This is a genomic window from Bacillus sp. LNXM12-1 (genome assembly GCF_003004375.1).
Taxonomy (GTDB): domain Bacteria; phylum Bacillota; class Bacilli; order Bacillales; family Bacillaceae; genus Bacillus.
Genome location: NZ_PVWX01000002.1, coordinates 243,202 through 266,046, shown reverse-complemented (window position 1 = coordinate 266,046; position 22,845 = coordinate 243,202). Strand labels below are relative to the sequence as shown.

Genomic DNA, 22,845 nt, shown 5'->3' with positions numbered 1-22,845 from the left:
CGCTTTATTCACTTTGGTAGCCATCTGGATGCTTCTGAAACCAATCCCACGCGCTCTGAATGATCGTGTGAAGGTCAGCATATTGAGGTGTCCATCCCAATTCTTGCAGCGCTTTTTCAGAAGAAGCAATCAGCTTTGCTGGATCTCCCGCGCGTCTTTTTGCCACTTGTGCCGGGATGGCATGCCCCGTGACTTTTCTGACAGCTTCTACGACCTGCTTCACGGAGAAACCTGTTCCATTCCCTAAGTTGTAGGTAGCACTACCTTTTCCAGCACGCAGCCGATCAACGGCTAAGATGTGTGCCTCTACTAAGTCCATCACATGAATGTAATCTCTAATACACGTGCCGTCCTCTGTCTCATAATCATCACCGTAAATCTTGATCTGATCCCGTTTTCCTAAAGCAACTTGCAGAATAATTGGAATGAGATGTGTTTCAGGCTGATGATCCTCTCCGACAAGTCCTTCTGTATGGGCACCAGCTACATTAAAGTACCGAAGCACCACGTATTCTATTCCATACGCTTGCTCAGACCACTTCAGCATTTTTTCAATCGCTAATTTTGTTTCTCCATAAGGATTCGTTGGGTTCGTTTCATCCGTTTCAACGATCGGCACGCACTTCGGTTCACCGTATGCAGCAGCAGTTGAAGAAAAGACGATGTGTTTCACATCAAATTCATTCATTATTTGTAGTAAAGCGGTTGCTCCGCCGACGTTGTTGTCATAGTACTTAAGCGGGTCTGTCACACTCTCCCCGACAAGTGAATCTGCCGCAAAGTGCATGACCGCTTCTATTTGATGCGTTTTGAAAACCTGTCTTAAAAAGACGTGATCCCGTAAATCTCCCTCTTCTAAGACAGCTCCTTCCAAAACAGCTTCTTTGTGGCCTGTCTGCAAATTATCCACTACCACTACTCGTTCGCCTTTCGCTAGAAGAGCCGCCACCGCATGACTGCCTATGTACCCTGCTCCTCCACAAACTAAAATTGTCATCACACTTCCTCCTTTGTGAGTTCTCTTGCGCCGCCTCCAATTCCAGCTGTGTAAAAAGAGGCTTGAATGCCTGTTTTCTCTTGATATATCGCACCAGTTTCTTCTATAAATGAACCCAGCAGTTCTTCTTTCACAATGCTGATCGTGCATCCGCCAAAGCCTGCACCTGTCATACGGGAGCCAATCGTCCCCGGGTGCCGCCAAGCTGCTTCAGCCAGTGCATCTAGTTCAAGTCCTGTTACTTCATAATCATTCTTTAAAGAAAGATGAGAAGCCTTCATGAGCCCACCTAGTTCTTCCATTTTATCATCTTTCAGAAAATTTACTGCTTTCATCGTCCGCTCGTTTTCCGTCACGACATGTCTTGCCCGTTTGCGGCATATGTCATCTTCAATCAAGTGGGCATGTGCTGCAAATTCATCCGCAGTGAGCTCACATAAGTGGGTGATGTCGATTTTTTTCCGAAGATCATTTAAAGCTGATTGACACTCTGCCCGGCGCTCATTGTATTTGGAATCAGCCAGTGTCCGCTTTTTGTTTGTATTGGCGATGACAAGCGCCAGTCCCTCTTGCCGAAAAGGACTGTATTCAAAGGCAAGGGTGTCACAATTGAGCAAAATGGCGTGATCTTCTTTTCCAAGGGAAATCGAAAACTGATCCATGATCCCGCAATTGACGCCAATAAATTCATTTTCTGCACGCTGTGAGAGGAGGGCAAGACGGGCATTTGAAACGCTGAATGAATGCCATTCGTTGATGAGAACAGCGGTGACAAGCTCAATGGAGGCAGAGGAAGACAGACCTGCGCCATTTGGAATATTGCCGCTGTACACAATGTCAAAGCCTTCTTCTATCTTCATCCCTGCTTCTATAAACTGATTGAACACACCCTTCGGATAATTCGCCCAGCCGTCCGATTCCACGTAAGCGATTTCATAAAGGTTGAATTCTTTCACACCATCGCTATCAAAGTTCAAGGAATACATTCTCACGCGGCCATCTGAACGCTTCGCACAAGCAGCATACGTTCCGAGAGTAAGTGCGCATGGAAACACATGGCCTCCATTGTAATCTGTATGTTCACCAATCAAGTTCACCCTTCCTGGGGCAAAAAAATAGCGAAGTTCTTCTCCATCTCCAAATTGCTGGTGAAATGCCGCGCGTAACGTCTCGATCATATCCATTCCCCTTTTCTCTTCTGATACTTTTATTTTAGTTGTCCCAGCAGCATCAGTTCAATGGTAAAAAAACCGTTAAAAAATACCCTTTTTTTGCTGTGAATGGTACGATGTGATATGAGGTGTAACATGATTCTAAATAGAAAAAGGTTGTTTTTTGCTGCGAAGGAGGATTTCCAATTTGAAGAAGGAAGCATTTGCATTTCGTTTTCACCATTCTGATGTGACATTGCCGGCGCAAATATGGTCTGTTGGCTGGGAAGTACAATCATCTTCGTTATATAGCTGGAATAGCGTGGAGCGGAAAGATCAAGGCAAGTGCATCTTTCAGCTCACACTGTCTGGACATGGCATGATTGAAATCGGAGAGAAACGTTTCAAAGTGTTGCCGGGTCAGGCCTTTCTCGTGAAAAGCCCAAGTGCCTATCAATATTATTTTCCAGAGGACAGTGAGCATTGGGAATTCCTTTATTTAACGCTTTACGGGGAAGCCTGCGATCTTTGCTTTGACCAATTTATTGACCAAGGAAAGCAGGTCATGCGTTTTCATCCAAATTCCAGACCGATCCGCCTGCTCAAGAACATTTATGATGAAGCCAGTGAAAGACGGATTACCAATCCATTTGAGGGGTCTAGCCTTGCTTATCAATTTGTCATGGAACTATATTCATATTTGCCAAAGCTTGAGGGACAAATGGAGAAATGGCCCGAGCCCATCGTTCAAGCTGCCTTGTTTGCCAGCCATCATTTTCACGAGGAAATTGGCCCGGACGATATGGCAGCTGCGGCACGTTTATCCAAAAGTCATTTTACGAGGGAATTCAAAAAAGCCACTGGCTTCACACCTATTCACTATCTAACCAATATCCGGTTAGAAAAGGCGGAAACGTTACTGAAAACAACAAAATACTCGATTGAAGAAATCGCCATACAGTGCGGCTACCGAAATGCGAATTACTTGAATAAAGTCTTTCGAAAGAAAATCGGCATGTCTCCAAAGCAACTGCGGGAAACAAGCGATGCATAATAAAAAGCAGCCGCTTTCACAATTGGCTGCTTCTTTTACGCTTTCGTCAGGTCAACATGAATTCTCCCTTGTCTTAAAACAATGGTCATTTGCGTGTCAGGTGTCATTAAGTTTTCTAAAATGTCCGTTGCCGTTTGAAGCGCAATGTCCATTCGGTTGATCTTTTCCTTTTCTTGTTCCGAAAACGCTTCTGGATGTGCGGTCATTTCTTTGACTAGCCTCAGCACTTGTTCATGCTGCTTTTCTGTTTGCTGATATATGACATCATATAATTCGTCTGGCCTGCTGCTCATTTCACATCACCTATCTTTTTTCATGTGTTAAATCGCATCTTCTTTTGTTTTCTTGAAGACGAACCATTTACTGGCGACATAATTCACAACCACAATCACAAAGTTGACAAGAATTTTTGCGACGGTTTCATTGAGCGCCATTTGGCTCACAAATAAAATCATCAGCCCCAGATCTACACCTAGAGACATGAGACGAACACTAAAAAATGAAGAAAGCTCACGCATAAGGCTTTTCGTATCACGAGCCTTTTGCTTGAAGACATACTTCTTATTGGTGATATAAGCAAAGAGAACAGCAAATACCCATGAAACAACTGTAGCTGTTTTATAATCCATGGAAAACATCTCAACGAATAAGTAGAAGCTGACTATGTTGACAATGGTTGTACACACACCCATCACAAGATACATGACAACTTCTTGATACTTTTGAAAAAGGCTATACATGTCTTTCTTCATTCCTTCTTGGTGGTTTCTGTTTCTTTTAGAATACCATCTTGAGAAGAACTTCCCAAACGAACAATATGTACGTCCTGCACAGATGAAATTTGTTCTACTTGATGGCAAATGTCAACCTAATTGGTTTATATAAGCCAAATGATTTAGGTCTTTTTCATTATTTTAATTTATAATCTTTTAACTGACTTTACAATTGTTTATTATTAGAAGTAAGAAATCAATATTTATGGGTTTTTTAGTCATTTTTTTAGGAACGTGGTAGGTGATAGATTTTACAAAATAGGTTAAATGTCATCATTTTTCGACAAAATCTATTTTGCGCTGTTTTCATCCACACGTACAGTTACTAGACGGTTTGTTCAAGTCATTGGTTGCAGATGAATATGTCTTATTGAACTGGAGGATATTATGGATACGCAAGTGAAAAGAAGAGTTGACGAAGAGTGGGTTTATTTGATTCAGGAAGCGAAAAAAATTGGACTAGGCATCGAAGAAATACAAGCTTTTTTAACATCCAACGGTGATCAGAAGATGATAAACAAACCGTAAATCAACGCCGTTATCCTTTGTCTTTCAGACTGCTTTGGCTAAAAGTTCTGACTTGTCAATTGACCTTTTGAAAATCCTTTCATGACGATACGCTACAGTAATTGAACACCCCTTCATACCAATCCCTTCCACTCATGGGGTTCTGTCTTTCTATATTAGGAGGACAGTCCGTTTCCCGTTCTTTATATGATCCCTTTATAGCCGCTATTCATGAAAATTGTCATTCTCACGTTATAAAACCAAGCTCCCCACCCATATATTAAGCATGAAAACAATGAGAAAGCAGAAAGGTGGGTAGAGCGTGAGTTCAGATTCCCTTTCCTATTATCACCAAAAAAAGGATCAGTATTATCATGGCGTGAACCCGGTCATTGTCAGCCGTATTCGTGAGGAATGGACGTCTTTATTGGATATCGGATGCGGCACAGGCAAACTTGGAAAAGTCCTGAAACAAAAGGGCCGGACCATTTATGGAATTGAATCGTTTGAGGATGCAGCAAAAGAGGCTGAGCAAGAGCTAGATCATGTGCTATGCGGAAATATTGAACAGATGACTCTCCCTTACGAACATGAACACTTTGACTGCATCATTTTCGGAGATGTCCTTGAACATTTATTGGATCCGTGGGCCGTTTTAAAGAAGGTCAAACCCTTCCTTAAAAAAGAAGGAGTCATCCTGTCATCCATTCCGAATATCGGTCACATATCAACAGTTTTAGAATTACTAGCCGGCAGATTCACTTATACAGATGCAGGATTAATGGATCAAACACATTTACGTTTCTTCACCCTTCACGAAATTCATGCACTCTTTCATTCAGCAGGCTTTCGTATTCGCGAACTCGAAACCATTCGCGTAAAGCATCCTTCCTATGCAAGCGTGATGAGTGATTTACATGAATTACTCATGAAGCATGGCATTCGTTCAGATTTTCACGAGGCCGCTACCGCCTATCAGTATGTGGTTGAGGCGGTTCAGTTTCATGAGTAACCCCACCATCCTGTTTGTTTTATGTGTAAATGATGAATCGATGTTTCAGGCTTGCTTTCGGCAGCTCGCTTCACTTCCTGCTCCCCATGGATATCATGTGGAGGTTTTGCCGATTAGACATGCATCCAGTATGACCTCTGCTTATAATGAAGCGATCACCCATCCAGCTCAGTTTAAAATTTATCTTCATCAAGATACCTTGATTGTCAAACAGCATATGCTGCTTGAGCTGATCCCGCTTTTTTTACAGCATCCATCACTTGGGATGATTGGGGTCATAGGAGCTGAAAGCGTGCCTGACAATGGGATTTGGTGGGAGAGTTCTCATTGCAGGGGGAAAGTCATTGAATATCGTCACGACACCTATCAGCTGCTTTCGTTTGAAAGAGGTCGTCAACAACAGGCGGAAACGCAAGATTATATCAATGCTTCGGCGATTGATGGTCTTTTCATGGCGACGCAGTATGATGTGAAGTGGCGTGAGGATCTCTTTGATGGCTTTCATTTTTATGATGTTTCGCAGTCCTTTGAATTCGTCCAGCAGGGCTATGAGGTTGGAATTGCGAGACAAGAAGAGCCTTGGTGTATCCACAAATGCGGAGATCATTTTGACGCAGAAACATATGAAAAAGCGAGACAAACATTTCTTGCGAATTATCGGTAGAAAGCACCCTTTTCGGGTGCCTTTTTTATGATATACTGTCATAAACAACCAGATCGTCTCATATGCATTGGAGTACCTTGTCCCTAATTCGTACAAAGGAGGAAACAATGGCAGACAAAAAAGTTCATTATAAGAAGGTTGCCGCTTCAGAGGATTTTCGAAAACTTCTCGAGGAAAAACGCAGATTTATCGTACCGATGACGATTTTCTTTTTTCTCTTTTACTTTTCACTTCCGGTTGCTACATCCTACTTCACCTTTTTGAACACGCCGGCAATTGGCGCGATCTCATGGGCTTGGTTATTCGCCCTCACACAATTTGTCATGACCTGGGTATTATGTGGACTTTATGCGAGAAAAGCAGCTCAGTTTGACAAATATGTAAGCGCTTTAAAAACTAAATCAAGAGGTGATGACGAATGAGCATGACCGCTTTTATTTTATTCATAGCGATCGTAGGGCTCACATTGGTCATCACATATTTTGCTGCGAAAAAAACGAGCAATGCGAGCGATTTTTACACGGCAGGCGGAGGTTTGACTGGGTTTCAGAACGGCCTTGCCATCGCCGGGGACTATATGTCTGCCGCATCATTTTTAGGGATCGCTGGAATGATCGCGTTAAATGGATTTGACGGCTTTTTCTATAGCATTGGCTTTCTAGTGGCGTATCTTGTCGTTCTTTACGTTGTGGCCGAACCGCTTCGAAATCTAGGGAAATATACGATGGCCGATATGATTGCTGCACGATTTAAGCGTCCTGCCATTCGAGGGGTTGCCGCGTTTAACACAATCACAGTCTCTACTTTTTATATGATTGCACAGCTTGTTGGGGCAGGTGCATTAATCAAACTGCTTCTTGGCATTGATTACTGGATTGCTGTGCTGGTCGTAGGTGTCTTGATGACCATTTATGTCGTGTTTGGCGGCATGATCGCTACCAGCTGGGTACAGATCACAAAGGCTGTGCTTCTCATGCTTGGGACCCTGATTATTTCACTGCTTGTATTTGCAAAGTTTGATTTTAGTCTGCTGAAGATGTTTGAGGAGATGAAAACAGCGACCCCGCTCGGTGGGGCATTTCTTCACCCGGGAAATAAATATGATGTGCCTTTAGAGACGCTGTCTTTGAACCTTGCTTTAGTGCTTGGGACAGCAGGTTTGCCGCACATTTTGATCCGGTTTTATACGGTAAAGGATGCCATTTCTGCGCGTAAATCTGTTTTATCCGCTACGTGGATCATCGGCATTTTTTATTTAATGACGGTTTTCCTTGGCTTCGGTGCTGCTGCCTTTGTTGGAACAGAAGCGATCACAGCAGCAGATGCAGCAGGAAATATGGCCGCTCCTCTGCTCGCCCAAGCCCTTGGAGGTGATTTATTATTTGCCTTTGTTTCCGCTATTGCCTTTGCGACCATTTTGGCAGTGGTAACTGGTCTCGTCTTATCCGCAGCGTCTGCCTTTGCCCATGACTTTTATAGTCAGATCATCCGCAAAGGGAAAGCGAGTGAACGGGAACAGGTGAAGGCGGCACGCTTTGCTTCCATAGGCGTGGCCATTCTTTCCATCATTCTTGCATTATTTGCCCAATCCTTAAACGTCGCTTTTCTTGTGTCACTTGCCTTCGCCGTGGCAGCAAGTGCAAATTTACCATTGATTATCTTCACTGTCTTTTGGAAACGATTTAATTCTACGGGTGCCATTGCAGGGAGCTTAGTAGGACTGTTGAGCGCACTGATCATCGTCTCGCTCAGTCCAAGCGTCTGGGACCCATCGGGAACAGCCATCTTTACAGGAGATCCGCTCATCCCGCTGTCGAACCCTGGAATTATCTCGATCCCACTCGGATTCCTTGCCGCTTACTTAGGCACGATATTCTCCTCTGAAAAAGCAGATGATGACACCTTTACGGAAATTCAAGTAAAGGCACATACAGGCATGCATATGGATACTGATTCATAAGGAAAAGCCGGCAGCGAGCCGGCTTTTTAATAGCGCTGAAATAACTCTGGATTTTTCGGAACGTTTTCTAAATAAACGATCTTTCCTTTGTCGTCCAGTTCTGCAATGTCAATTCCTTCTGCTGTATAGACACGGCCATCCGAAAGTTTCCCGCAAACAGCCCAGTTCGTTTCATATTTTCCGTCTTCTCTTTTTTTCCATCCATCCCACATATGCTTGATGTCTTCATGCACGTGGAAAAACGTGTTTAAAAACTGTGTAAACGCTTGGATGCCAGGCTTCTCGGCACCATTTAAGACAATCATGACATCGTCAGAAAACAATGCTAGCAATTCATCCATTTGCTCCTGTCCTTTTCCTGCTTCATCGTAGCGGCGAAAATACGTATCGAGCACTTCCATTGTTCATTCTCCTTTATTTACCTGTCATTTCGAAAATAATCGAACAATTTAATTGTACACAATTGTTTCTCACCTGTCTATTTTCCCTGAAATCAGAAAAGACATGAATTGAGTCAATCCATGTCTCCTACAGGTTAAAGAGATGCTTTTTCTAATGCAACAAGTGCTTTCAATTTTTCTGCTGCTTTTTTTGGATCAGCGCTCTGGCTAATGGCGCTAATGATGCTAATACCATCTGCCCCTGCTTGGATGACTGGTGCAGCATTGTCGTATGTGATACCCCCGATGCCAACAATTGGAATATGAAGACCATGACGACGTACTTCAGTGATCAAAGATACTCCTTGGACACTGCGTGTATCCTTTTTCGTTTCTGTTGGATAAACTGGGCCCATGCCGACATAATCTGCGCCGTCCTTCATGGCTTGTTTCACTTCATCTAGGTTATGCGTAGACACACCTAATATTTTATTTCCGATCCGTTGTCTGACGTCTTCTGCATTTGTGTCTTCCTGTCCAACATGAACGCCATCTGCATTAAGGTCTATCGCTAGCTGTACATCATCATTCACAATAAAAGGAACATTTGCTTCTTGGCAAAGCACTTGAAGTTGACGAGCCAATTGTTTCTTCTCTCCTCCTTGCAAGGCTCCCTCGCCCTTTTCTCGAAATTGAAACATGGTGATTCCGCCTTGAATGGCTTCTTTTACGACATCAAGCGGCGGTCTGCTTGTATTCGCTGTTCCCATAATAAAATAAACCGATAATTGCTGTTTGATTTGCTGTTGATCAGCCTTTGTCATGTGAAATTCCCCCTATTCTCCCCATAGTCACCACATCATCGCCAGTTGTGTGTGTGAGTGAATTTAACAATTCCATTTGAAACGTCCCTGGCCCTTTATCCTGAGTGTAATGAGCTGCCCTTTCAGCTGCGACACCATAAAACAGTAATGCAGCTGCTGACGCATGAATAGGCCGTTCACCCACTGCACAAAATGCCCCGATGACAGACGTCAGTAAACAGCCGGTTCCCGTCACCTTGGTGAGCCATTCATGTCCATTATGAATAGACAACACGTCCTCTCCATCTGACACCACATCGACTTTTCCTGTGATCACCACAACGGTCTGAAGTGTCCTTGCCGCTTGTTTGGCTAGTGCCGATACATCTCCGTTCGCTGCTTTCGCATCAACGCCTTTTGACTCCCAGCCATCCACTCCAAGTAAATGAGCCATTTCTGCAGCATTTCCTCTGACAACGGTCATGTTCACTTGCTCTAACAGCTGTTTTGCCGCTTTCGTTCGAAACGTTGTCGCACCGACGCCGACAGGATCTAATAGAACAGGTACACCATTTTCATTGGCAGCTTGTCCAGCCAGAACCATGGCCTCCACCGTGTCCTTTGTCAATGTGCCGATATTGAGCACAAGTGCATCCGCCAACTGCGCCATTTCAGCCACTTCTTCTTTGGCATTTGCCATGACTGGCGAAGCGCCTAAAGCAAGCAGACCATTCGCTGTAAAATTCGTCACGACTTGATTGGTGATATTATGAACGAGTGGATTTTCCGCTCGAACCCTCTCCAATAAATGAGACACGCAGCTTGTTTTCATCCGTATCGTCCTCCCTTTTACTCTGCTCCCCACACATAGGATTTAGTATGCTTTAACCATTCTCTTGCCGCAAACGACAAATAGCGATCCTTTCGCCAAATGACTCCTAAATGCCACGGGATCGACGTGTTTAAGGAAATGACTTTCACCTTTTCAGGATCAAGATCACGGCAGATCCGCTCAGGCAGAAGACCAATTCCCAAGTTCTCGGCTACCATCTCACTAATGAAATCCCATTGAGACGTTTCATAAATGACATTGGGCCGGAATCCCGCATTCATACATTCATTCAATATCCGGCTATGCAGAACAAAATCTTCTCGAAAGAAAATAAAAGACTCTTCCTTTAAATCAGCTAAATCAACCTTATCACGACCTGCCATCGGATGTGATGGATGCGTCACGAGCTTCATGTCTTCTTTAATAATGGTGTACGTATGAAAAATTTTATCATTTGCAGGCAGAACAATGACACCAATATCTAACGAACCATCTTCGACCCCTTCCTCTACTTTAATAGAGCCGTGCTCCACCAATTGAAATGTGACATCTGGATACTGCTGGCGGAATTCTCCCATGACATTCGGGAAAAAACTCGATCCAATCATCGGCGGCAGCCCGATGCGAATATGTCCTTTTTTGACATTCATTAAATCATTTAGCTCGCTCGTTAAATTCTGAAATGATTGTGTGATTTCACTCGCCTGTGTATACATCGTTTGTCCAGCATCTGTCATTTCAACCTGCCGGCCATTTCGATAAAACAACTGCACCCCCAGCTCATCCTCGAGATTTTTGACCATCTTGGAAATGGTAGGCTGCGACACATAAAGAGATTGTGATGCTTTTGTGAAGCTTTTTAACCTCGCCACTTCTAAGAAATATGTTAAATGTCTAATGTCCACATGACTCACCCTTCCTATAGACAAAAGGAATACTAACTATTCGATATATGTATTTTACCTATAACTGAACGTGCTGTACACTTTAAAGTAAGCTAATCAATTGGAACGTTGTCATGTTTTTGTGAAACAGTGAACAATTTATATAGAAAAAGGAGTGAACAGAAAGTGAAATTGCTCAAAACGCCGCTGATTGCTGTCCTTCAGATTATGGCTTTGTTTGTTTTTGCGAAATTGATGAATGTGCTCGCGGCCTTTTTGCATTTAAGAATTCCGGGCACGATTTTAGGCATTCTGGTCATTTTCTTATTACTTCATTTTAAAATTATTCAATTAAAATGGATTGAACTTGGCGCCGTATGGCTGCTTGGAGAACTGCTGCTATTCTTTATCCCGTCAGCAGTTGGTGTCATTGATTATGGAACATTGCTTTCTCAATCTGGCACAAGTATTGTCCTTGTCGTCTTACTTAGTACCTTTGTCGTCATGCTCTCGACTGGTATCATGACGCAAATGATTGCGAAAAGAAAGGAGCGAAAAAAGCTATGTTAGTTGGCGCACTATTTCTGATCTTAACGGTTCTTTTATATCTCGGATCAAAAGCGGTGTATAAACGGCATCCGAAGGTCTATGTCTCCCCATTACTTGTGACGCCGCTTGTCCTTGTCGTCTTGCTATTAATCGTCAACATTCCTTACGATGCATACAATCAAGGCGGTAAATGGCTCACGAATATGCTTCAGCCTGCGACTGTTGCTTTTGCCATTCCTTTATATAAGTATTTTCACATTCTGAAGAAGCATGCAGTGGAAATTATTTTGAATGTGGCTTGTGGTTCTGTCATTGCGATCCTATCAACAGCATTTATCGCCAAGTTGTTTCATTTGGATACAGGCCTTATTGAAAGTCTTGTCCCAAGGTCGGTCACAACACCAGTGGCGATGAGTGTGTCAGAAATGATTGGCGGCATGCCGTCCGTTACGGCTGTATTCGTCATTTTAACCGCACTGTTTGGGTCAATCATCGGTCCAATGGTCATTCGTTATTTCCGTATTGATAATGACATTGCCATGGGCGTCCTGCTTGGAACAGGTGCACACGGGGCAGGAACATCGAAGGCATTTGAAATGAGCTCCGTCTCAGGGACGATCTCAAGTGTGTCGATGATTCTTTCAGCTATTATTACATTATGTGCAGCGCCTCTCCTCATGTCGTTTGCCTTATAAAAAAGCCATTTCCTTTATCGGAAAATGGCTTTTTCTTATGCTTGGATAAAGACAACCTTTAAATAATTTCCTTCAGGATAATTCTTCGTTGTACGGAAATCCTCAGGAAGTGTATATTCTTCAAGGATACGATAGGTTTGCCCTGATTCTTTAAAGGCCTGCGCAATAAATCCTTTGAATTTCTTCATACCAAATGCACTGCTATTCGTTGATGCCACAATGACGCCGTTCTCAGCTGTGATTTGGATGGCTTCTTTTAATAGCTTCTTATAATCCTTCGCCGCACTGAATGTGTGCTTTTTCGTGCGTGCAAAGGATGGCGGGTCTAAGATGACAAGATCATAAGTCCATCCTTTTTTCGCAGCAAACGGAAAATATTTAAAGACATCCATGACTTTCATATCCTGCCCGTCCACATCTATATCGTTGACTTCAAACTGTTCAGATGTTTTTTTCAAACTGCGATTTGCGACATCTACACTTGTCGTCCGGCTCGCTCCGCCAAGCGCTGCTGCCACGGAGAAAGCGCCTGTGTAAGAAAATGTATTAAGCACGGTCTTTCCTTTTGCATAACGATCTCGAATCGCTTTTCTCACATGACGTTGATCAAGAAAAATGCCTGTCATCGCACCATCATTTAAGTAAACCGCTACGTTCATGCCATTTTCTTTCACGATGAGAGGAAATTCACCTTTCTCTCCCTTCACAAAATCATCATCTTCTATATACTGTCCAGACGTATCAAATCGTTTCTTTTCATAAATGCCTTTATAGCCTGGATATACGTGCTCAAGTGCAGCCAATACTTCCGCCTTGAATGTATAAACTCCTTCGCTATACCATTGGATGAGATAGAAACCGTCATAATGATCAATCGTGAAGCCGCCAATGCCATCTCCCTCTCCGTTGAACACACGGAAAGCAGTCGTCTGCGCATCACGAAATAAATGCGTTCTGCTTTTCGCTGCCTGCTCAAGCTTGGAGACAAAAAAGGCTTGGTCTATTTTTTCGTTGGCATCAAATGTGAGTACCCAGCCGATTCCTTTATTTTGTACACCATAATATCCTTTTCCTAAAAAGGCGCCTCGCTCATCCACCCATTCAATCAGCTCGCCTTCTTTCACACCGCTTACATGAGATACAGCATCTTTGGAAATGAGCGGATATCCCTTTTTCACTTGTTCTGCAAATGTTTGTTTTAATGAGATTTTTTTCATTTGTGTCATCCTTATCCTAAATTGACTCTCTCTATCCTATCATATGAATGTATACGTTACTCCTATTATGATAAGATGAGGAGAAAAATATCAACACACCATAGAGGAGGCTCTTTTTTTGACGACATTACGATTAGATCATACAGGTATTATGGTCACAAATATTGATCAGTCCATTGATTTTTATGAAAAGGTCGTGGGCATGAAATTAAAGGATCGCATCACTCATACAAACGGAGTCATTGAGCTTGCATTTCTCGGTTTTAAAGATGAGACAGAAACGGAAATTGAGCTCATCCAAGGGTACAGCAGCGACCTGCCATCTGAAGGAAAGGTCCATCATCTTGCCTTTACAACAGACAATATTCATGCTGAATTCAATCGTATTCAAAAGCTGCAAATTGAATTAATTGATGAAGAAATTACGACGTTACCAAATGGATACTGCTACTTCTTTTTCAGAGGCCCAGACCAAGAATGGATCGAATTCTTCCAGCGCTAATATTTCCTAGGAAATGAGGCCAGTTACCTTTATCATCATATAAACTGCGATATTTCTTAGGCTCCATAAAAGAAAAAGAGTAAGAGCATCCATATGCCCTTACTCTTTTTTTATAACACCTTACTAAGAAATGATTTTGTCCGCTCATGCTGCGGGTTTCCAAAGAGAGCCTCCGGTTTGTCTTCTTCGACAATATATCCGCCATCCATAAAGATCACGCGGTCTCCTACCTCTCTCGCAAAGCCCATTTCATGTGTGACCACAATCATTGTCATGCCTTCGACGGCTAATTGTTTCATTACTGCTAATACATCCCCGACGACTTCAGGGTCAAGAGCAGATGTCGGTTCATCGAATAATAACACTTTCGGGTCCATTGCCAAGGCTCTTGCAATGGCGACACGCTGTTTTTGTCCACCAGATAATTGGTTAGGGTAGCTTTTGGCTTTGTCTTTTAAGCCGACCTTTTCAAGCAGGTCTATTGCTTTATCGACTGCCGCCTTCTTGTCGGCGCCTTTTACCTTCATCGGTGCGATCGTGATGTTTTCTAAAACGGTTTTATGAGGAAATAAATTAAAGTGCTGAAACACCATCCCCACTTCTTGTCGTACTTTATTGATATTCACCTTTGGATCTGTAATCGTATGTCCGTGGACAACGACTTCGCCAGCCGTAATATCTTCTAATTTATTGAGACATCTTAGAAACGTGCTTTTGCCTGATCCAGAAGGACCAATCACACACACTACTTCCTTTTCCTCGATGACTGCATTAATGTCCTTTAACACTTCGTGATCGCCAAAGGATTTCTTTAAATTTTTCACCGTAATCATACTCATTTGATATCAAATCTCCTTTCTGCGTAGCTAGCCAGTAGAGAAAGTAAATAAATGATCACGAAATAAATGATACCGACAATGAGCCAGACATTCAAAGGATCAAATGTTGCCGATGCTTGTACTTGTCCCCGCTGCATAATATCGGCGATTCCAATAATCGATAAGAGAGACGTGTCCTTCAAGCTGATGATGGCTTGGTTTGTAATCGCTGGAAGCATGCGGCGGAATGCCTGCGGAAGGACGATAAAGCGCATGTTTTGTCCCCCTGTAAAACCTAAGGAACGTGCAGCTTCTGTTTGTCCTTTATCAATGGACTGAATTCCTGCACGAATAATTTCTGAGAAATAAGCCCCTGCATTAATCGCTACTGTAATAATCCCTGCCGGCACTCGATCAAGCGATATGAATTCAAGTGTATTCAAACCAAAGTAAATGAAGAATAGCTGTACGATAAATGGTGTGCCTCGAATGGCATTGACAAAGACAAGTGCGATGAAGTTTAAGATTTTAAAAGGTGACAGACGGAATAATGCCACAATCAAACCGATGATAAATCCTAAAATGATGGCAACAACAAAGATATATAAAGTGGTTTGCAAACCATCCATTAAATATGGAAATGCATTAATAATCGTGTCCATGTTTCTCCCTCCCTAATTCACATACGGTGCCACATAAAGAAAGCGCGCTCGGAGCGCGCCTCGCTTGTGTTATGACTTCAAATATTTATCAATAATTTTGTCATATTCACCGTTTTTCTTTAGGTTCTCTAGACCTTTATTGATCTTTTTCAATAGGTCTTGGTTTTTCCCCTTCATCACAGAAATACCATACTGGTCTCCATTCAATCGGTCTCCAACTGTTTTCAATTTTAAATCTTGTTGTGCGATTGCATACGTAATGACAGGATAATCCTCTATTAAGGCATCTGCATTTCCGTTTGAAACTTCTTGGAACATCGATGGGCTGTCATTAAATTGAACCACTTCATACCCATATTTATCTGCGTTATCTGATGCAAATTTTGCACCTGTCGTCCCATTTTTAACAGCTAGCTTTTTCCCCTTTAAATCATCAATTGATTTGATGCTGCTGTCCTTTTTCACAACAACTGTCAGTCCAGCGTCGAAGTATGGATCTGAGAAATCCACCTTCTTCTTACGCTCATCTGTAATACTCATCCCGCCCATTCCTACATCAAGCTGGCCTGCCTGCATTGCTGGAATAATGCCTGAGAAGTCCATAGCTTCAAGTTTCACTTTGAAGTCTTGGTCTTTCGCGATTGCGTTAATCAGATCAACGTCTATTCCTTCATATTTACCGCCCTTTTCAAATTCAAACGGCGGATATGTTGTATCTATCCCTATTTTATATGTGCCTTTGCCTTCTCCCGAACCGCTGTCCGATTTTGATCCACAGGCTGCCATGACGAGCACAACAATGAGTCCCATGATCAGTAACATCGATTTTTTCATAAAACACGACCCCCTATTGTCAGTTTTGTCTAAATATTCGCAATACCAATAATACTATACCACGCTAAATCTATAGCGTGTGATATTTTTTATCAATACCAAAGATCCATACAATACTAGATCAATAGTCTCTTTAAATTTTACTTTTTTGCGAATAACTCATTTTATTCTAAAAGAAGAGTGATTCACAATCATGATGTGAGATAATCTTACGAAAAAACGAGACATCACCTTGAAAATCTCCGTTTTTTCTAACATACGAAAACAGACTCTTGAATTACCTTCTTCTCTCTATTGATATCGTAATATATTTTTTCCAAAACCCTCTTTTTACCTAAAAATATGTAAACGCATACAAAAAGATGGATGATCCCTATTTCTTTCACAACTGGTTGAATTTACATCAAAAAACATGTTTTACAAATTGCAAGAGAGCGCTTAAAATATAAGAAGATACTGAATATGGAAAGTGAATTCAGATGAATGGACATCGAACTAGATGGATAGATGAAGAAAGGAGGATATAAATTGGCCGAAACAGGTGTTTTGTCGTCCGTTGATGTAGCGAATATGTTAAATGACTGGTATGTCATGATGAAAAAAAGAGAAATACAAGGTGCGATCCAGCTAAAAGAAGAGATTCTTCAAGCGTTTGATCGAATGGAAGAGAATCAAGACGTCTTACTTTACTATCAATTGCTAGAGTACCGTTTTAAGGATCTCATCGAAGATACAGCTTCGTTGGATCATAGTCTTTTTGTTGATGAAAATGCGATCCGTACAGATGACATGCTCAGTTACTATTTCTATTTCTTTAAAGGGATGTATGAAATGCGCAGAGGCAATCAGGATACGGCATTTCACCTTTTAAAATTGGCCGAGGATAAATTAGATCTCGTGCACGATGACATTGAAAAAGCAGAATTTCATTATAAAACAGGGTGTCTTTACTATAATATAAGGTCCACGCTTCTCTCCATACACCACTTAAAGATGGCTTCATCTATTTATGACGCAGATCCATGTTATGTGAAAAAATCAATCAGCTGTCAAATGATGCTCGCTTTGAATTATGCTGATCAATCGAAATATGATGAGGCAGAGTCATTATTTGAAGAAGTAATTCATTCACTAGAACAAATGGAAGACCCAGATTTACTTGGTCACGCGTATTGCAATGCAGCTTTTATTAAAAGTCTTAGAAATGAATACAGTGAAGCTGTGCCGCTCCTAGAAAAAGCTTTATTGATCGAGACATTTGAAACGTCTTCTCCAGGCGGCTACTTACTTGCCATGTATGCTTATACAAAAGCACTGTTCAAGCTGAAAAAGCCTGGTTTGTTCCACTATTATGTACAGCTTTCACTACAAAAAGCAGAAAATTTAAAACAACGAAACATTTCACTTAAATTATCCATTTTAGAAACACTTATGCTTCAGCCAGACAACATGATGGAGCAAATCAAATCTTATTGTGATCAATTAGAATCTATGAATTTCCTTGTCGATCTTGAAGCCATCTGTCAGGATGCAGCTGCTTACTTAACGGATCTTGGACTTCATGAAGAATCCACTTATTTCTGGAACAAGGCGTTGTCCTTAAAAACTTGTTAAAAATATGGAGTGATGTATGATGAAAAAATGGTTTATCACAACTGCGATTTTGACACTCTTGATAACAGGTGTTTCCATTGGCGCTTCTATCCAAAAAGACAGCCAATCTGCACAATCTCAAGATATCATTCAAAAGAGAGACCGCGGCACCAATCCTTAAAAATGAAAAAGAGCAGCTGTGAATATAACAGCTGCTCTTTTCTATGCGCTAATCAATTTCTCGTTTAATATTTTGCATTTTTTCATCTAAGTAATGGGCGATATCTGCCGCTTCCTTCAATTCATCGGTCAGCTGATGAGGGACATCGTTTTGCAGTTTATAATAGATTTTATGTTCAAGGCTCGCCCAAAAATCCATCGCTATGGTCCGCACCTGAATCTCAACCTTCACATGCTCCACACGATTCGTTAAGTACACAGGGATTTCCACAATTAAATGAAGACTTCTGTAGCCATTTGGTTTTGGATGTTGAATGTAATCCTTCACTTCAAGGATTTTTAGATCCTCTCTTTGCCTCAATACATCCATAATATTATAGATATCTTGAATAAAAGAGCAGATGATACGGACACCTGCGATATCATGGATATACTCCTTGGCACATTGTGTTGTGATGTCGCATCCTTTTCTTGCTAATTTATTTACAATGCTTTCAAAGGATTTGATTCGTGATTTTGTATGCTCTATTGGATTGTGTCCATGGATTAAATTATATTCCTGGCTGATAATTGAAAACTTTGTATCCATTTCATCTAATGCAAATTTATATACTAATAATTCATTTTTCCAGTCTTCCATGACGTTTTTCAAATCTTCTACATGAGTTGCTGACATATTCATTTCTTTTTGTCATCTCCTTTTGGGAAACGGCGGCTGCACCGCTTTCCGTTTACTAGACGGAGAAAGGACTCAAAAGGTTTTAAAAAATACGTCGTCAGCCTCGCTGTTTGTAATACGTTAACGCCAGCGCAAGCGCGAGTACAGAGCCTTTCACAATATCCATCGCGTAATAAGGGACAGACATCATCACAAGTCCATTTTGCAAAATACCGATGAGCACAGCCCCAATAAACGTACCAAATGCATTTGGCTTTCCTGCTCCCATGACGGAAAAACCGATAAAAGCTGCCGCTACGCCATCCATTAAATAAGGTGCGCCAGCATTTATTTCCGCTGTCATCACCCTTGATGCCAGCACAATACCACCGATTGCTGCAAATAAAGCCGAGAGCAGATATGCTGCGATTTTATATTTGTTTACATGAATACCGGACAATCGAGCCGCTTCCTTATTCCCTCCAATAATGTACATAAATCGGCCGTGCTTTGTGTAGGTCATGAAAACATGTGCAAATAGCACAATGGCTGCCATTAAGAGAATGATATATGGCACCTGGCCGATTTTGCTGAAAAAGGCGGGGATTGTGCCCGTTGAGAATGTACCGTCAGGCAGCACCATGTTTTCAGAAATGGTCGCCCCTTTCGTATACGTTTGAGCCAGTCCTTGAATGATAAACATCATAGCTAATGTCATGAGCATATCTGGAATTTTCATTTTGACAATCATCAAGGCATTGAGTAATCCAACAATAAGGGCAGCCGCTAGCGCAGAGAGGATCGCAATCAGCGGGTTTTGCGAAAACCACACGAACATAGAAATCACAATTGCATTCGATAACGTTGCGACTGATCCGACTGATAAATCAAAGCCGTTTACTGCCAATGAGATGGTAAGGCCCACCGCAATAATGGTCACAATGGAGATAGACCGTAATATATTGATGATATTCCCTGATTGCAAAAACGCTGGATTCGCTGCCGCAAATACCACAATCAATACGACAATGGTTAAGATCGTGCCATATCGATAAAAGAAATCAAATAGATGAAAGGATGGCCGCTGTTTTTTCATTTGCTGCACAGGGGCTGGAATTTGTCGTTCACTCATGATTGTCCTCCTGTTGAATGATATAAAAGCTCTTCCTCAGTCGTTGGCGCAGTCATTTCCCGGGCAATGCTGCCATCATACAGCACGTAGACTCGGTCTGCGATACCTGCAATCTCCGACAGCTCACTTGACGCATAAATCACAGATTTCCCGCGGGCGGCAAGCTCTGCAATCAGGGTGAAAATATCTTTTTTCGCTCCAACGTCAACGCCTTTTGTTGGTTCATCAAAGAGATAGATATCCGCTTCAGCCAGCAGCCATTTTCCTATGGAAATCTTCTGTTGATTTCCACCGGATAGATGCTTCACCTTTGCTTCAAGAGATGGGGTTTTGACACCAAGCCGTTTGACGATTACGTCTGCTTCCCGCTTTTCCTTCGAACGATGTAAGAAGCTGAACACTCTTGAGAATGAACGAAGACTTGCAGCCGTTAAGTTCCATCCCACGCTCTCTTCTGTTAGAACCCCTTCCTTTCTACGTTCTTCCGGCACAAGGGCCATTCCAGCTCTCACGGCTTGATGAGGCGATGTGATGCGAACGGTTTGACCATGAAGCTGCACAGTTCCCGTCTTTTTTTCTGAGGCGCCGAAAAGGGCTTTACACAATTCCGTTTTTCCAGCACCGACAAGGCCTGCAATTCCGAGAATTTCTCCCTTTTTCACGTGAAGATGAATGTTGCGTAATTTATGCTGGTCGTTTAGCTGCTTCACTTCAAGCACAATAGGTGCATCCTTCAAAGGTGTACGGAGCGGGAATTGCTCCTCTAATGGCGCACCTAGCATTTCTTCAATAATCTGCTGCGGATTTGTATCTTGAACGAGGTGTTTTGCGACATCGGTTCCATTTCGCATCACTGTCAGTTCATCACAGATGGTGAAAATTTCAGGCATGCGATGGGAGATAAACACAATGCCCGTTCCATTCTGTTTCAGCCGATCAATCATTGAGAATAACTTGCTTGTTTCTGTATGACTAAGAGGGGCCGTTGGTTCATCTAAGATTAAAATGCTGCATTTAATCGAAACGGCCTTGGCAATGAGCACCATCTGTTTTTCTGCAAGGGTCAGATCACTCACAAGGCGTTTTGTGGAGATGTCGATGTCCATTTCTTTTAATAGTTGAGCTGCCTTACGGTGCAGCTCTTTCCAGCCGACAAATGTTTTTTTCTCAATCTGATGCATCATCATATTCTCACCAACACTTAAGTAGGGAACTAGCGCCGTATCCACTTCTTGATGGACCGTCTGCACACCATATGAGGCCGCATTCTTTGGGGTTTGAATGGATGCCGCCTGACCATTGATATGGATGCTTCCTTCATAGTGCGAATGAGCGCCAGAAAGAACTTTCATTAACGTGGACTTCCCAGCACCATTCGCTCCAATCAGCGCATGAACCGTCCCTTTTTTTAATGTAAAATTCACTTGATCTAACGCTTTTACTCCTGGGAATTCAATCGAAATATGTTTCATACAAACAAGCGGCGAAGTCATAGGTGTCCTCCTTCTCATGATCATCATCTGAAAAACGAAACACTCTCTATGGAAGAGAGTGCACGTCGTTTATTTTGTATAATGCTTCTTCAAGGTCTTCATCCAATCTTCTTCAAAAGCAGTCGATGAGCCGAACCCCTTCACTTCGTCTGCAAGATTGACCATATTGATGGCTTTTCCTGCTTGTTGAAGCTGATTTTGCGAGATGAGAGAGGCCTCAAGGTCATAGGAAGATGGCGTTTTCTCACCCGCTATTTTCTTCGCAAGAATTCTCACGTCAACAGCGCCGATGAGCTTCGGATCAACCGCTGCTGTGTACTTCCATGGACTTTCTTTCGCTGTCATTTCTTGAAGATCAGCATTTGACACATCAATCCCGTAAATCTTCACTTCTGTTCTTCCTGCTTCCTTTAGCGCTCTTGCTGCGCCAATGGCAAAGGCATCCCACGTGGCAAAAATAGCGTCAAGTTTACCCTTTGGATATTTATTCAGCATGGCTGCTACTGCATTTTGCGTTTGAACAGACGTATCAGAGGAAGCAATGCCAAAGCGGTCAAGTTCCTTGATCCCTTTGTGTTGGTTGAGCGTTTCTTGATAGACCTTGTTTCGTCTCACCATTGGCGGGAACCCATCTACCCAGAGGTATGCAATATTTGCTTTTCCTTTAAAATCAGATACGAGTGCGTCTAATGATTTTTTCGCTAATTGTTCGTCATCTTGAGACGTCACTGTGACCCCTTTGATGTCCTTCAGCTTAGGATTCGAATCAAACGCTACGACTGGAATGCCCTTCGCTGTAATCTTTTTCACGTCAGCGACGGTCGCCTCGTCGTCCCCATGAGAGATGATAAAGCCATCATAATTTTCTTCCAGCGCCTGAGAGATCGCATCATGGAATTTCGCTGTATCTCCATTTGCGGTGTAGACATCTACCGTAAAGCCAAGCGCTTCACCTTCTGCCTTCGTCCCAGCTAAAAACTGCGCTGTATGATCATCTCCTCCGATTTTACGGATGACTTTAATTTTTGCTCCCTGTCCCTTTGCAAATCGCTTCGGTACATTGTCAAAGGAGACCTTTTCGTTCGCATTTGCCTTTGAGCCTGCACTTGATCCAGTGCCGCAGCCCGTTAATAGGATCGTCAATACCATTAATAATATAAGACATGATGTAAAATGCTTACGCTTCATTGCTGTTCCTCCTCAAGTTGTTTTTATTTTTCACATCGGAAAACTAGGTAAAACAGTGGGAAAACGCCAGTAAACTGTTCTTTCATTTGAAAAAGAGACAAAAAAAAGCCTCTCCTGGAAAGAGAGGCTTGATCACCGTTGCATGAAACATGTATCGGGAAATCTTCCTCTCTTATCTGTCAAAGCTGTAACAGCTTTGCAGGAATTAGCACCAATTTCTATAGTAGAAACGGTTGCCGGGCGTCATAGGGCCAGTCCCTCTGCCTCTCTTGATAAGAGATCCGTTATGAAATTTTGTTTTAGTTAA

The 22,845-nt window shown here is 42.3% G+C and carries 27 protein-coding genes and 1 riboswitch; of the genes, 11 read left to right on the top strand and 16 right to left on the bottom strand.

Annotated elements, in window-relative coordinates; translation table 11 throughout:
- Positions 1-4: 4 nt before the first annotated feature.
- The gene (gene galE, locus C6Y07_RS08825) at positions 5-997 is read right to left on the bottom strand and encodes a UDP-glucose 4-epimerase GalE (protein WP_106036407.1); all 993 of its coding nucleotides are present in this window, start codon (positions 995-997) and stop codon (positions 5-7) included.
- Positions 997-2,175, bottom strand: a complete 1,179-nt coding sequence (locus C6Y07_RS08820) for a galactokinase (protein ID WP_060597742.1) — start codon at positions 2,173-2,175, stop codon at positions 997-999. Before C6Y07_RS08820 ends, galE begins: the two co-directional genes overlap by 1 nt.
- Before the next feature lie 181 nt (positions 2,176-2,356).
- Here C6Y07_RS08820 and C6Y07_RS08815 point away from each other — a divergent pair, with 181 nt between their 5' ends.
- Positions 2,357-3,202: an AraC family transcriptional regulator gene (locus C6Y07_RS08815; protein WP_106156590.1), complete on the top strand. Its 846-nt coding sequence runs from the start codon at positions 2,357-2,359 to the stop codon at positions 3,200-3,202.
- Positions 3,203-3,237: 35 nt separating this feature from the next.
- Here C6Y07_RS08815 and C6Y07_RS08810 read toward each other — a convergent pair whose 3' ends face one another.
- On the bottom strand, positions 3,238-3,495 hold the full coding sequence (locus C6Y07_RS08810) for a hypothetical protein (RefSeq protein WP_003215318.1): 258 nt from the start codon (positions 3,493-3,495) through the stop codon (positions 3,238-3,240).
- Between the two features lie 27 nt (positions 3,496-3,522).
- Positions 3,523-3,906 carry a GtrA family protein gene (locus C6Y07_RS08805; protein ID WP_012011676.1) on the bottom strand — a complete coding sequence of 128 codons (384 nt, stop codon included), beginning with the start codon at positions 3,904-3,906 and terminating at the stop codon, positions 3,523-3,525.
- Between the two features lie 456 nt (positions 3,907-4,362).
- Here C6Y07_RS08805 and C6Y07_RS08800 point away from each other — a divergent pair, with 456 nt between their 5' ends.
- From C6Y07_RS08800 to C6Y07_RS08780, 5 genes are all read left to right on the top strand, one after another.
- The gene (locus C6Y07_RS08800) at positions 4,363-4,503 is read left to right on the top strand and encodes an anti-repressor SinI family protein (protein WP_008345506.1); all 141 of its coding nucleotides are present in this window, start codon (positions 4,363-4,365) and stop codon (positions 4,501-4,503) included.
- A gap of 301 nt (positions 4,504-4,804) precedes the next feature.
- Positions 4,805-5,494 carry a class I SAM-dependent methyltransferase gene (locus C6Y07_RS08795; protein WP_034660413.1) on the top strand — a complete coding sequence of 230 codons (690 nt, stop codon included), beginning with the start codon at positions 4,805-4,807 and terminating at the stop codon, positions 5,492-5,494.
- Entirely contained in the window at positions 5,487-6,158 is a 672-nt protein-coding gene (locus tag C6Y07_RS08790; RefSeq protein ID WP_106036404.1) for a glycosyltransferase family protein, read from the top strand. The genes C6Y07_RS08795 and C6Y07_RS08790 overlap by 8 nt, the downstream gene beginning before the upstream one ends.
- Positions 6,159-6,265: 107 nt before the next feature.
- Positions 6,266-6,580 (top strand): DUF485 domain-containing protein, encoded by a 315-nt coding sequence (locus C6Y07_RS08785; protein ID WP_106036403.1) that lies wholly within the window; start codon positions 6,266-6,268, stop codon positions 6,578-6,580.
- Positions 6,577-8,118: a solute symporter family protein gene (locus C6Y07_RS08780; protein ID WP_106030654.1), complete on the top strand. Its 1,542-nt coding sequence runs from the start codon at positions 6,577-6,579 to the stop codon at positions 8,116-8,118. The genes C6Y07_RS08785 and C6Y07_RS08780 overlap by 4 nt, the downstream gene beginning before the upstream one ends.
- Positions 8,119-8,144: 26 nt before the next feature.
- Here C6Y07_RS08780 and C6Y07_RS08775 read toward each other — a convergent pair whose 3' ends face one another.
- From C6Y07_RS08775 to cidR, 4 genes are all read right to left on the bottom strand, one after another.
- Positions 8,145-8,519: a nuclear transport factor 2 family protein gene (locus C6Y07_RS08775; protein ID WP_060597556.1), complete on the bottom strand. Its 375-nt coding sequence runs from the start codon at positions 8,517-8,519 to the stop codon at positions 8,145-8,147.
- A gap of 134 nt (positions 8,520-8,653) precedes the next feature.
- Positions 8,654-9,322 (bottom strand): thiamine phosphate synthase, encoded by a 669-nt coding sequence (gene thiE / locus C6Y07_RS08770; protein ID WP_106036402.1) that lies wholly within the window; start codon positions 9,320-9,322, stop codon positions 8,654-8,656.
- Positions 9,309-10,133: a hydroxyethylthiazole kinase gene (thiM, locus tag C6Y07_RS08765; RefSeq protein ID WP_106036401.1), complete on the bottom strand. Its 825-nt coding sequence runs from the start codon at positions 10,131-10,133 to the stop codon at positions 9,309-9,311. The genes thiE and thiM overlap by 14 nt, the downstream gene beginning before the upstream one ends.
- A gap of 17 nt (positions 10,134-10,150) precedes the next feature.
- Positions 10,151-11,038: a cidABC operon transcriptional activator CidR gene (cidR, locus tag C6Y07_RS08760; RefSeq protein ID WP_003214744.1), complete on the bottom strand. Its 888-nt coding sequence runs from the start codon at positions 11,036-11,038 to the stop codon at positions 10,151-10,153.
- 165 nt (positions 11,039-11,203) lie between these two features.
- Between cidR and C6Y07_RS08755 the strand changes: the two genes are divergently transcribed.
- Entirely contained in the window at positions 11,204-11,587 is a 384-nt protein-coding gene (locus C6Y07_RS08755) for a CidA/LrgA family holin-like protein (RefSeq protein WP_012011691.1), read from the top strand.
- Positions 11,581-12,261 carry a CidB/LrgB family autolysis modulator gene (locus tag C6Y07_RS08750; protein WP_034660418.1) on the top strand — a complete coding sequence of 227 codons (681 nt, stop codon included), beginning with the start codon at positions 11,581-11,583 and terminating at the stop codon, positions 12,259-12,261. The genes C6Y07_RS08755 and C6Y07_RS08750 overlap by 7 nt, the downstream gene beginning before the upstream one ends.
- 35 nt (positions 12,262-12,296) lie before the next feature.
- Here the strand turns inward: C6Y07_RS08750 and C6Y07_RS08745 are convergent, their stop codons facing one another.
- Positions 12,297-13,478: a class I SAM-dependent rRNA methyltransferase gene (locus C6Y07_RS08745; protein ID WP_106156588.1), complete on the bottom strand. Its 1,182-nt coding sequence runs from the start codon at positions 13,476-13,478 to the stop codon at positions 12,297-12,299.
- Between the two features lie 118 nt (positions 13,479-13,596).
- On the opposite strand from C6Y07_RS08745, the gene glxA reads away from it, so the two are divergent.
- Complete coding sequence (gene glxA, locus C6Y07_RS08740; protein WP_034660421.1) at positions 13,597-13,980, top strand: glyoxalase GlxA; 384 nt, start codon at positions 13,597-13,599, stop codon at positions 13,978-13,980.
- A 110-nt stretch (positions 13,981-14,090) separates the two neighbouring features.
- Here the strand turns inward: glxA and C6Y07_RS08735 are convergent, their stop codons facing one another.
- The 3 genes from C6Y07_RS08735 to C6Y07_RS08725 form a co-directional block, all read right to left on the bottom strand.
- Positions 14,091-14,819, bottom strand: a complete 729-nt coding sequence (locus C6Y07_RS08735; protein WP_106038309.1) for an amino acid ABC transporter ATP-binding protein — start codon at positions 14,817-14,819, stop codon at positions 14,091-14,093.
- On the bottom strand, positions 14,816-15,460 hold the full coding sequence (locus tag C6Y07_RS08730) for an amino acid ABC transporter permease (RefSeq protein ID WP_003215015.1): 645 nt from the start codon (positions 15,458-15,460) through the stop codon (positions 14,816-14,818). The genes C6Y07_RS08735 and C6Y07_RS08730 overlap by 4 nt, the downstream gene beginning before the upstream one ends.
- A gap of 69 nt (positions 15,461-15,529) precedes the next feature.
- Entirely contained in the window at positions 15,530-16,294 is a 765-nt protein-coding gene (locus C6Y07_RS08725; RefSeq protein ID WP_034660424.1) for a transporter substrate-binding domain-containing protein, read from the bottom strand.
- A gap of 528 nt (positions 16,295-16,822) precedes the next feature.
- Here C6Y07_RS08725 and C6Y07_RS08715 point away from each other — a divergent pair.
- Positions 16,823-17,908, top strand: coding sequence for a Rap family tetratricopeptide repeat protein (locus C6Y07_RS08715; protein WP_060597562.1), 1,086 nt, complete (start codon positions 16,823-16,825; stop codon positions 17,906-17,908).
- A 19-nt stretch (positions 17,909-17,927) separates the two neighbouring features.
- Positions 17,928-18,068, top strand: a complete 141-nt coding sequence (locus C6Y07_RS18910) for a hypothetical protein (RefSeq protein ID WP_162839379.1) — start codon at positions 17,928-17,930, stop codon at positions 18,066-18,068.
- Positions 18,069-18,116: 48 nt separating this feature from the next.
- Here the strand turns inward: C6Y07_RS18910 and ywaC are convergent, their stop codons facing one another.
- From ywaC to C6Y07_RS08695, 4 genes are all read right to left on the bottom strand, one after another.
- Positions 18,117-18,749 (bottom strand): GTP pyrophosphokinase YwaC, encoded by a 633-nt coding sequence (ywaC, locus tag C6Y07_RS08710; protein WP_003215004.1) that lies wholly within the window; start codon positions 18,747-18,749, stop codon positions 18,117-18,119.
- A 94-nt stretch (positions 18,750-18,843) separates the two neighbouring features.
- The gene (locus C6Y07_RS08705; protein ID WP_034660426.1) at positions 18,844-19,857 is read right to left on the bottom strand and encodes an ABC transporter permease; all 1,014 of its coding nucleotides are present in this window, start codon (positions 19,855-19,857) and stop codon (positions 18,844-18,846) included.
- Positions 19,854-21,350 (bottom strand): sugar ABC transporter ATP-binding protein, encoded by a 1,497-nt coding sequence (locus tag C6Y07_RS08700; protein WP_066031554.1) that lies wholly within the window; start codon positions 21,348-21,350, stop codon positions 19,854-19,856. The genes C6Y07_RS08705 and C6Y07_RS08700 overlap by 4 nt, the downstream gene beginning before the upstream one ends.
- A 69-nt stretch (positions 21,351-21,419) precedes the next feature.
- Positions 21,420-22,538, bottom strand: coding sequence for a sugar ABC transporter substrate-binding protein (locus C6Y07_RS08695; RefSeq protein WP_106030659.1), 1,119 nt, complete (start codon positions 22,536-22,538; stop codon positions 21,420-21,422).
- A 169-nt stretch (positions 22,539-22,707) separates the two neighbouring features.
- Positions 22,708-22,817: riboswitch (SAM riboswitch) on the bottom strand.
- Positions 22,818-22,845 lie beyond the last annotated feature (28 nt).

Excerpts from the sequence above, each read along its gene's own strand:
- galE (WP_106036407.1), bottom strand. The coding sequence starts at position 997 with ATGACAATTTTAGTTTGTGGAGGAGCAGGGTACATAGGCAGTCATGCG.
- C6Y07_RS08820 (WP_060597742.1), bottom strand. The coding sequence starts at position 2,175 with ATGATCGAGACGTTACGCGCGGCATTTCACCAGCAATTTGGAGATGGA.
- C6Y07_RS08810 (WP_003215318.1), bottom strand. The coding sequence starts at position 3,495 with ATGAGCAGCAGGCCAGACGAATTATATGATGTCATATATCAGCAAACA.
- C6Y07_RS08805 (WP_012011676.1), bottom strand. The coding sequence starts at position 3,906 with ATGTATCTTGTGATGGGTGTGTGTACAACCATTGTCAACATAGTCAGC.
- C6Y07_RS08800 (WP_008345506.1), top strand. The coding sequence starts at position 4,363 with ATGGATACGCAAGTGAAAAGAAGAGTTGACGAAGAGTGGGTTTATTTG.
- C6Y07_RS08790 (WP_106036404.1), top strand. The coding sequence starts at position 5,487 with ATGAGTAACCCCACCATCCTGTTTGTTTTATGTGTAAATGATGAATCG.
- C6Y07_RS08785 (WP_106036403.1), top strand. The coding sequence starts at position 6,266 with ATGGCAGACAAAAAAGTTCATTATAAGAAGGTTGCCGCTTCAGAGGAT.
- C6Y07_RS08780 (WP_106030654.1), top strand. The coding sequence starts at position 6,577 with ATGAGCATGACCGCTTTTATTTTATTCATAGCGATCGTAGGGCTCACA.
- C6Y07_RS08775 (WP_060597556.1), bottom strand. The coding sequence starts at position 8,519 with ATGGAAGTGCTCGATACGTATTTTCGCCGCTACGATGAAGCAGGAAAA.
- thiE (WP_106036402.1), bottom strand. The coding sequence starts at position 9,322 with ATGACAAAGGCTGATCAACAGCAAATCAAACAGCAATTATCGGTTTAT.
- thiM (WP_106036401.1), bottom strand. The coding sequence starts at position 10,133 with ATGAAAACAAGCTGCGTGTCTCATTTATTGGAGAGGGTTCGAGCGGAA.
- C6Y07_RS08750 (WP_034660418.1), top strand. The coding sequence starts at position 11,581 with ATGTTAGTTGGCGCACTATTTCTGATCTTAACGGTTCTTTTATATCTC.
- C6Y07_RS08745 (WP_106156588.1), bottom strand. The coding sequence starts at position 13,478 with ATGAAAAAAATCTCATTAAAACAAACATTTGCAGAACAAGTGAAAAAG.
- C6Y07_RS08735 (WP_106038309.1), bottom strand. The coding sequence starts at position 14,819 with ATGAGTATGATTACGGTGAAAAATTTAAAGAAATCCTTTGGCGATCAC.
- C6Y07_RS08730 (WP_003215015.1), bottom strand. The coding sequence starts at position 15,460 with ATGGACACGATTATTAATGCATTTCCATATTTAATGGATGGTTTGCAA.
- C6Y07_RS08725 (WP_034660424.1), bottom strand. The coding sequence starts at position 16,294 with ATGAAAAAATCGATGTTACTGATCATGGGACTCATTGTTGTGCTCGTC.
- C6Y07_RS18910 (WP_162839379.1), top strand. The coding sequence starts at position 17,928 with ATGAAAAAATGGTTTATCACAACTGCGATTTTGACACTCTTGATAACA.
- ywaC (WP_003215004.1), bottom strand. The coding sequence starts at position 18,749 with ATGAATATGTCAGCAACTCATGTAGAAGATTTGAAAAACGTCATGGAA.
- C6Y07_RS08705 (WP_034660426.1), bottom strand. The coding sequence starts at position 19,857 with ATGAGTGAACGACAAATTCCAGCCCCTGTGCAGCAAATGAAAAAACAG.
- C6Y07_RS08700 (WP_066031554.1), bottom strand. The coding sequence starts at position 21,350 with ATGACTTCGCCGCTTGTTTGTATGAAACATATTTCGATTGAATTCCCA.
- C6Y07_RS08695 (WP_106030659.1), bottom strand. The coding sequence starts at position 22,538 with ATGAAGCGTAAGCATTTTACATCATGTCTTATATTATTAATGGTATTG.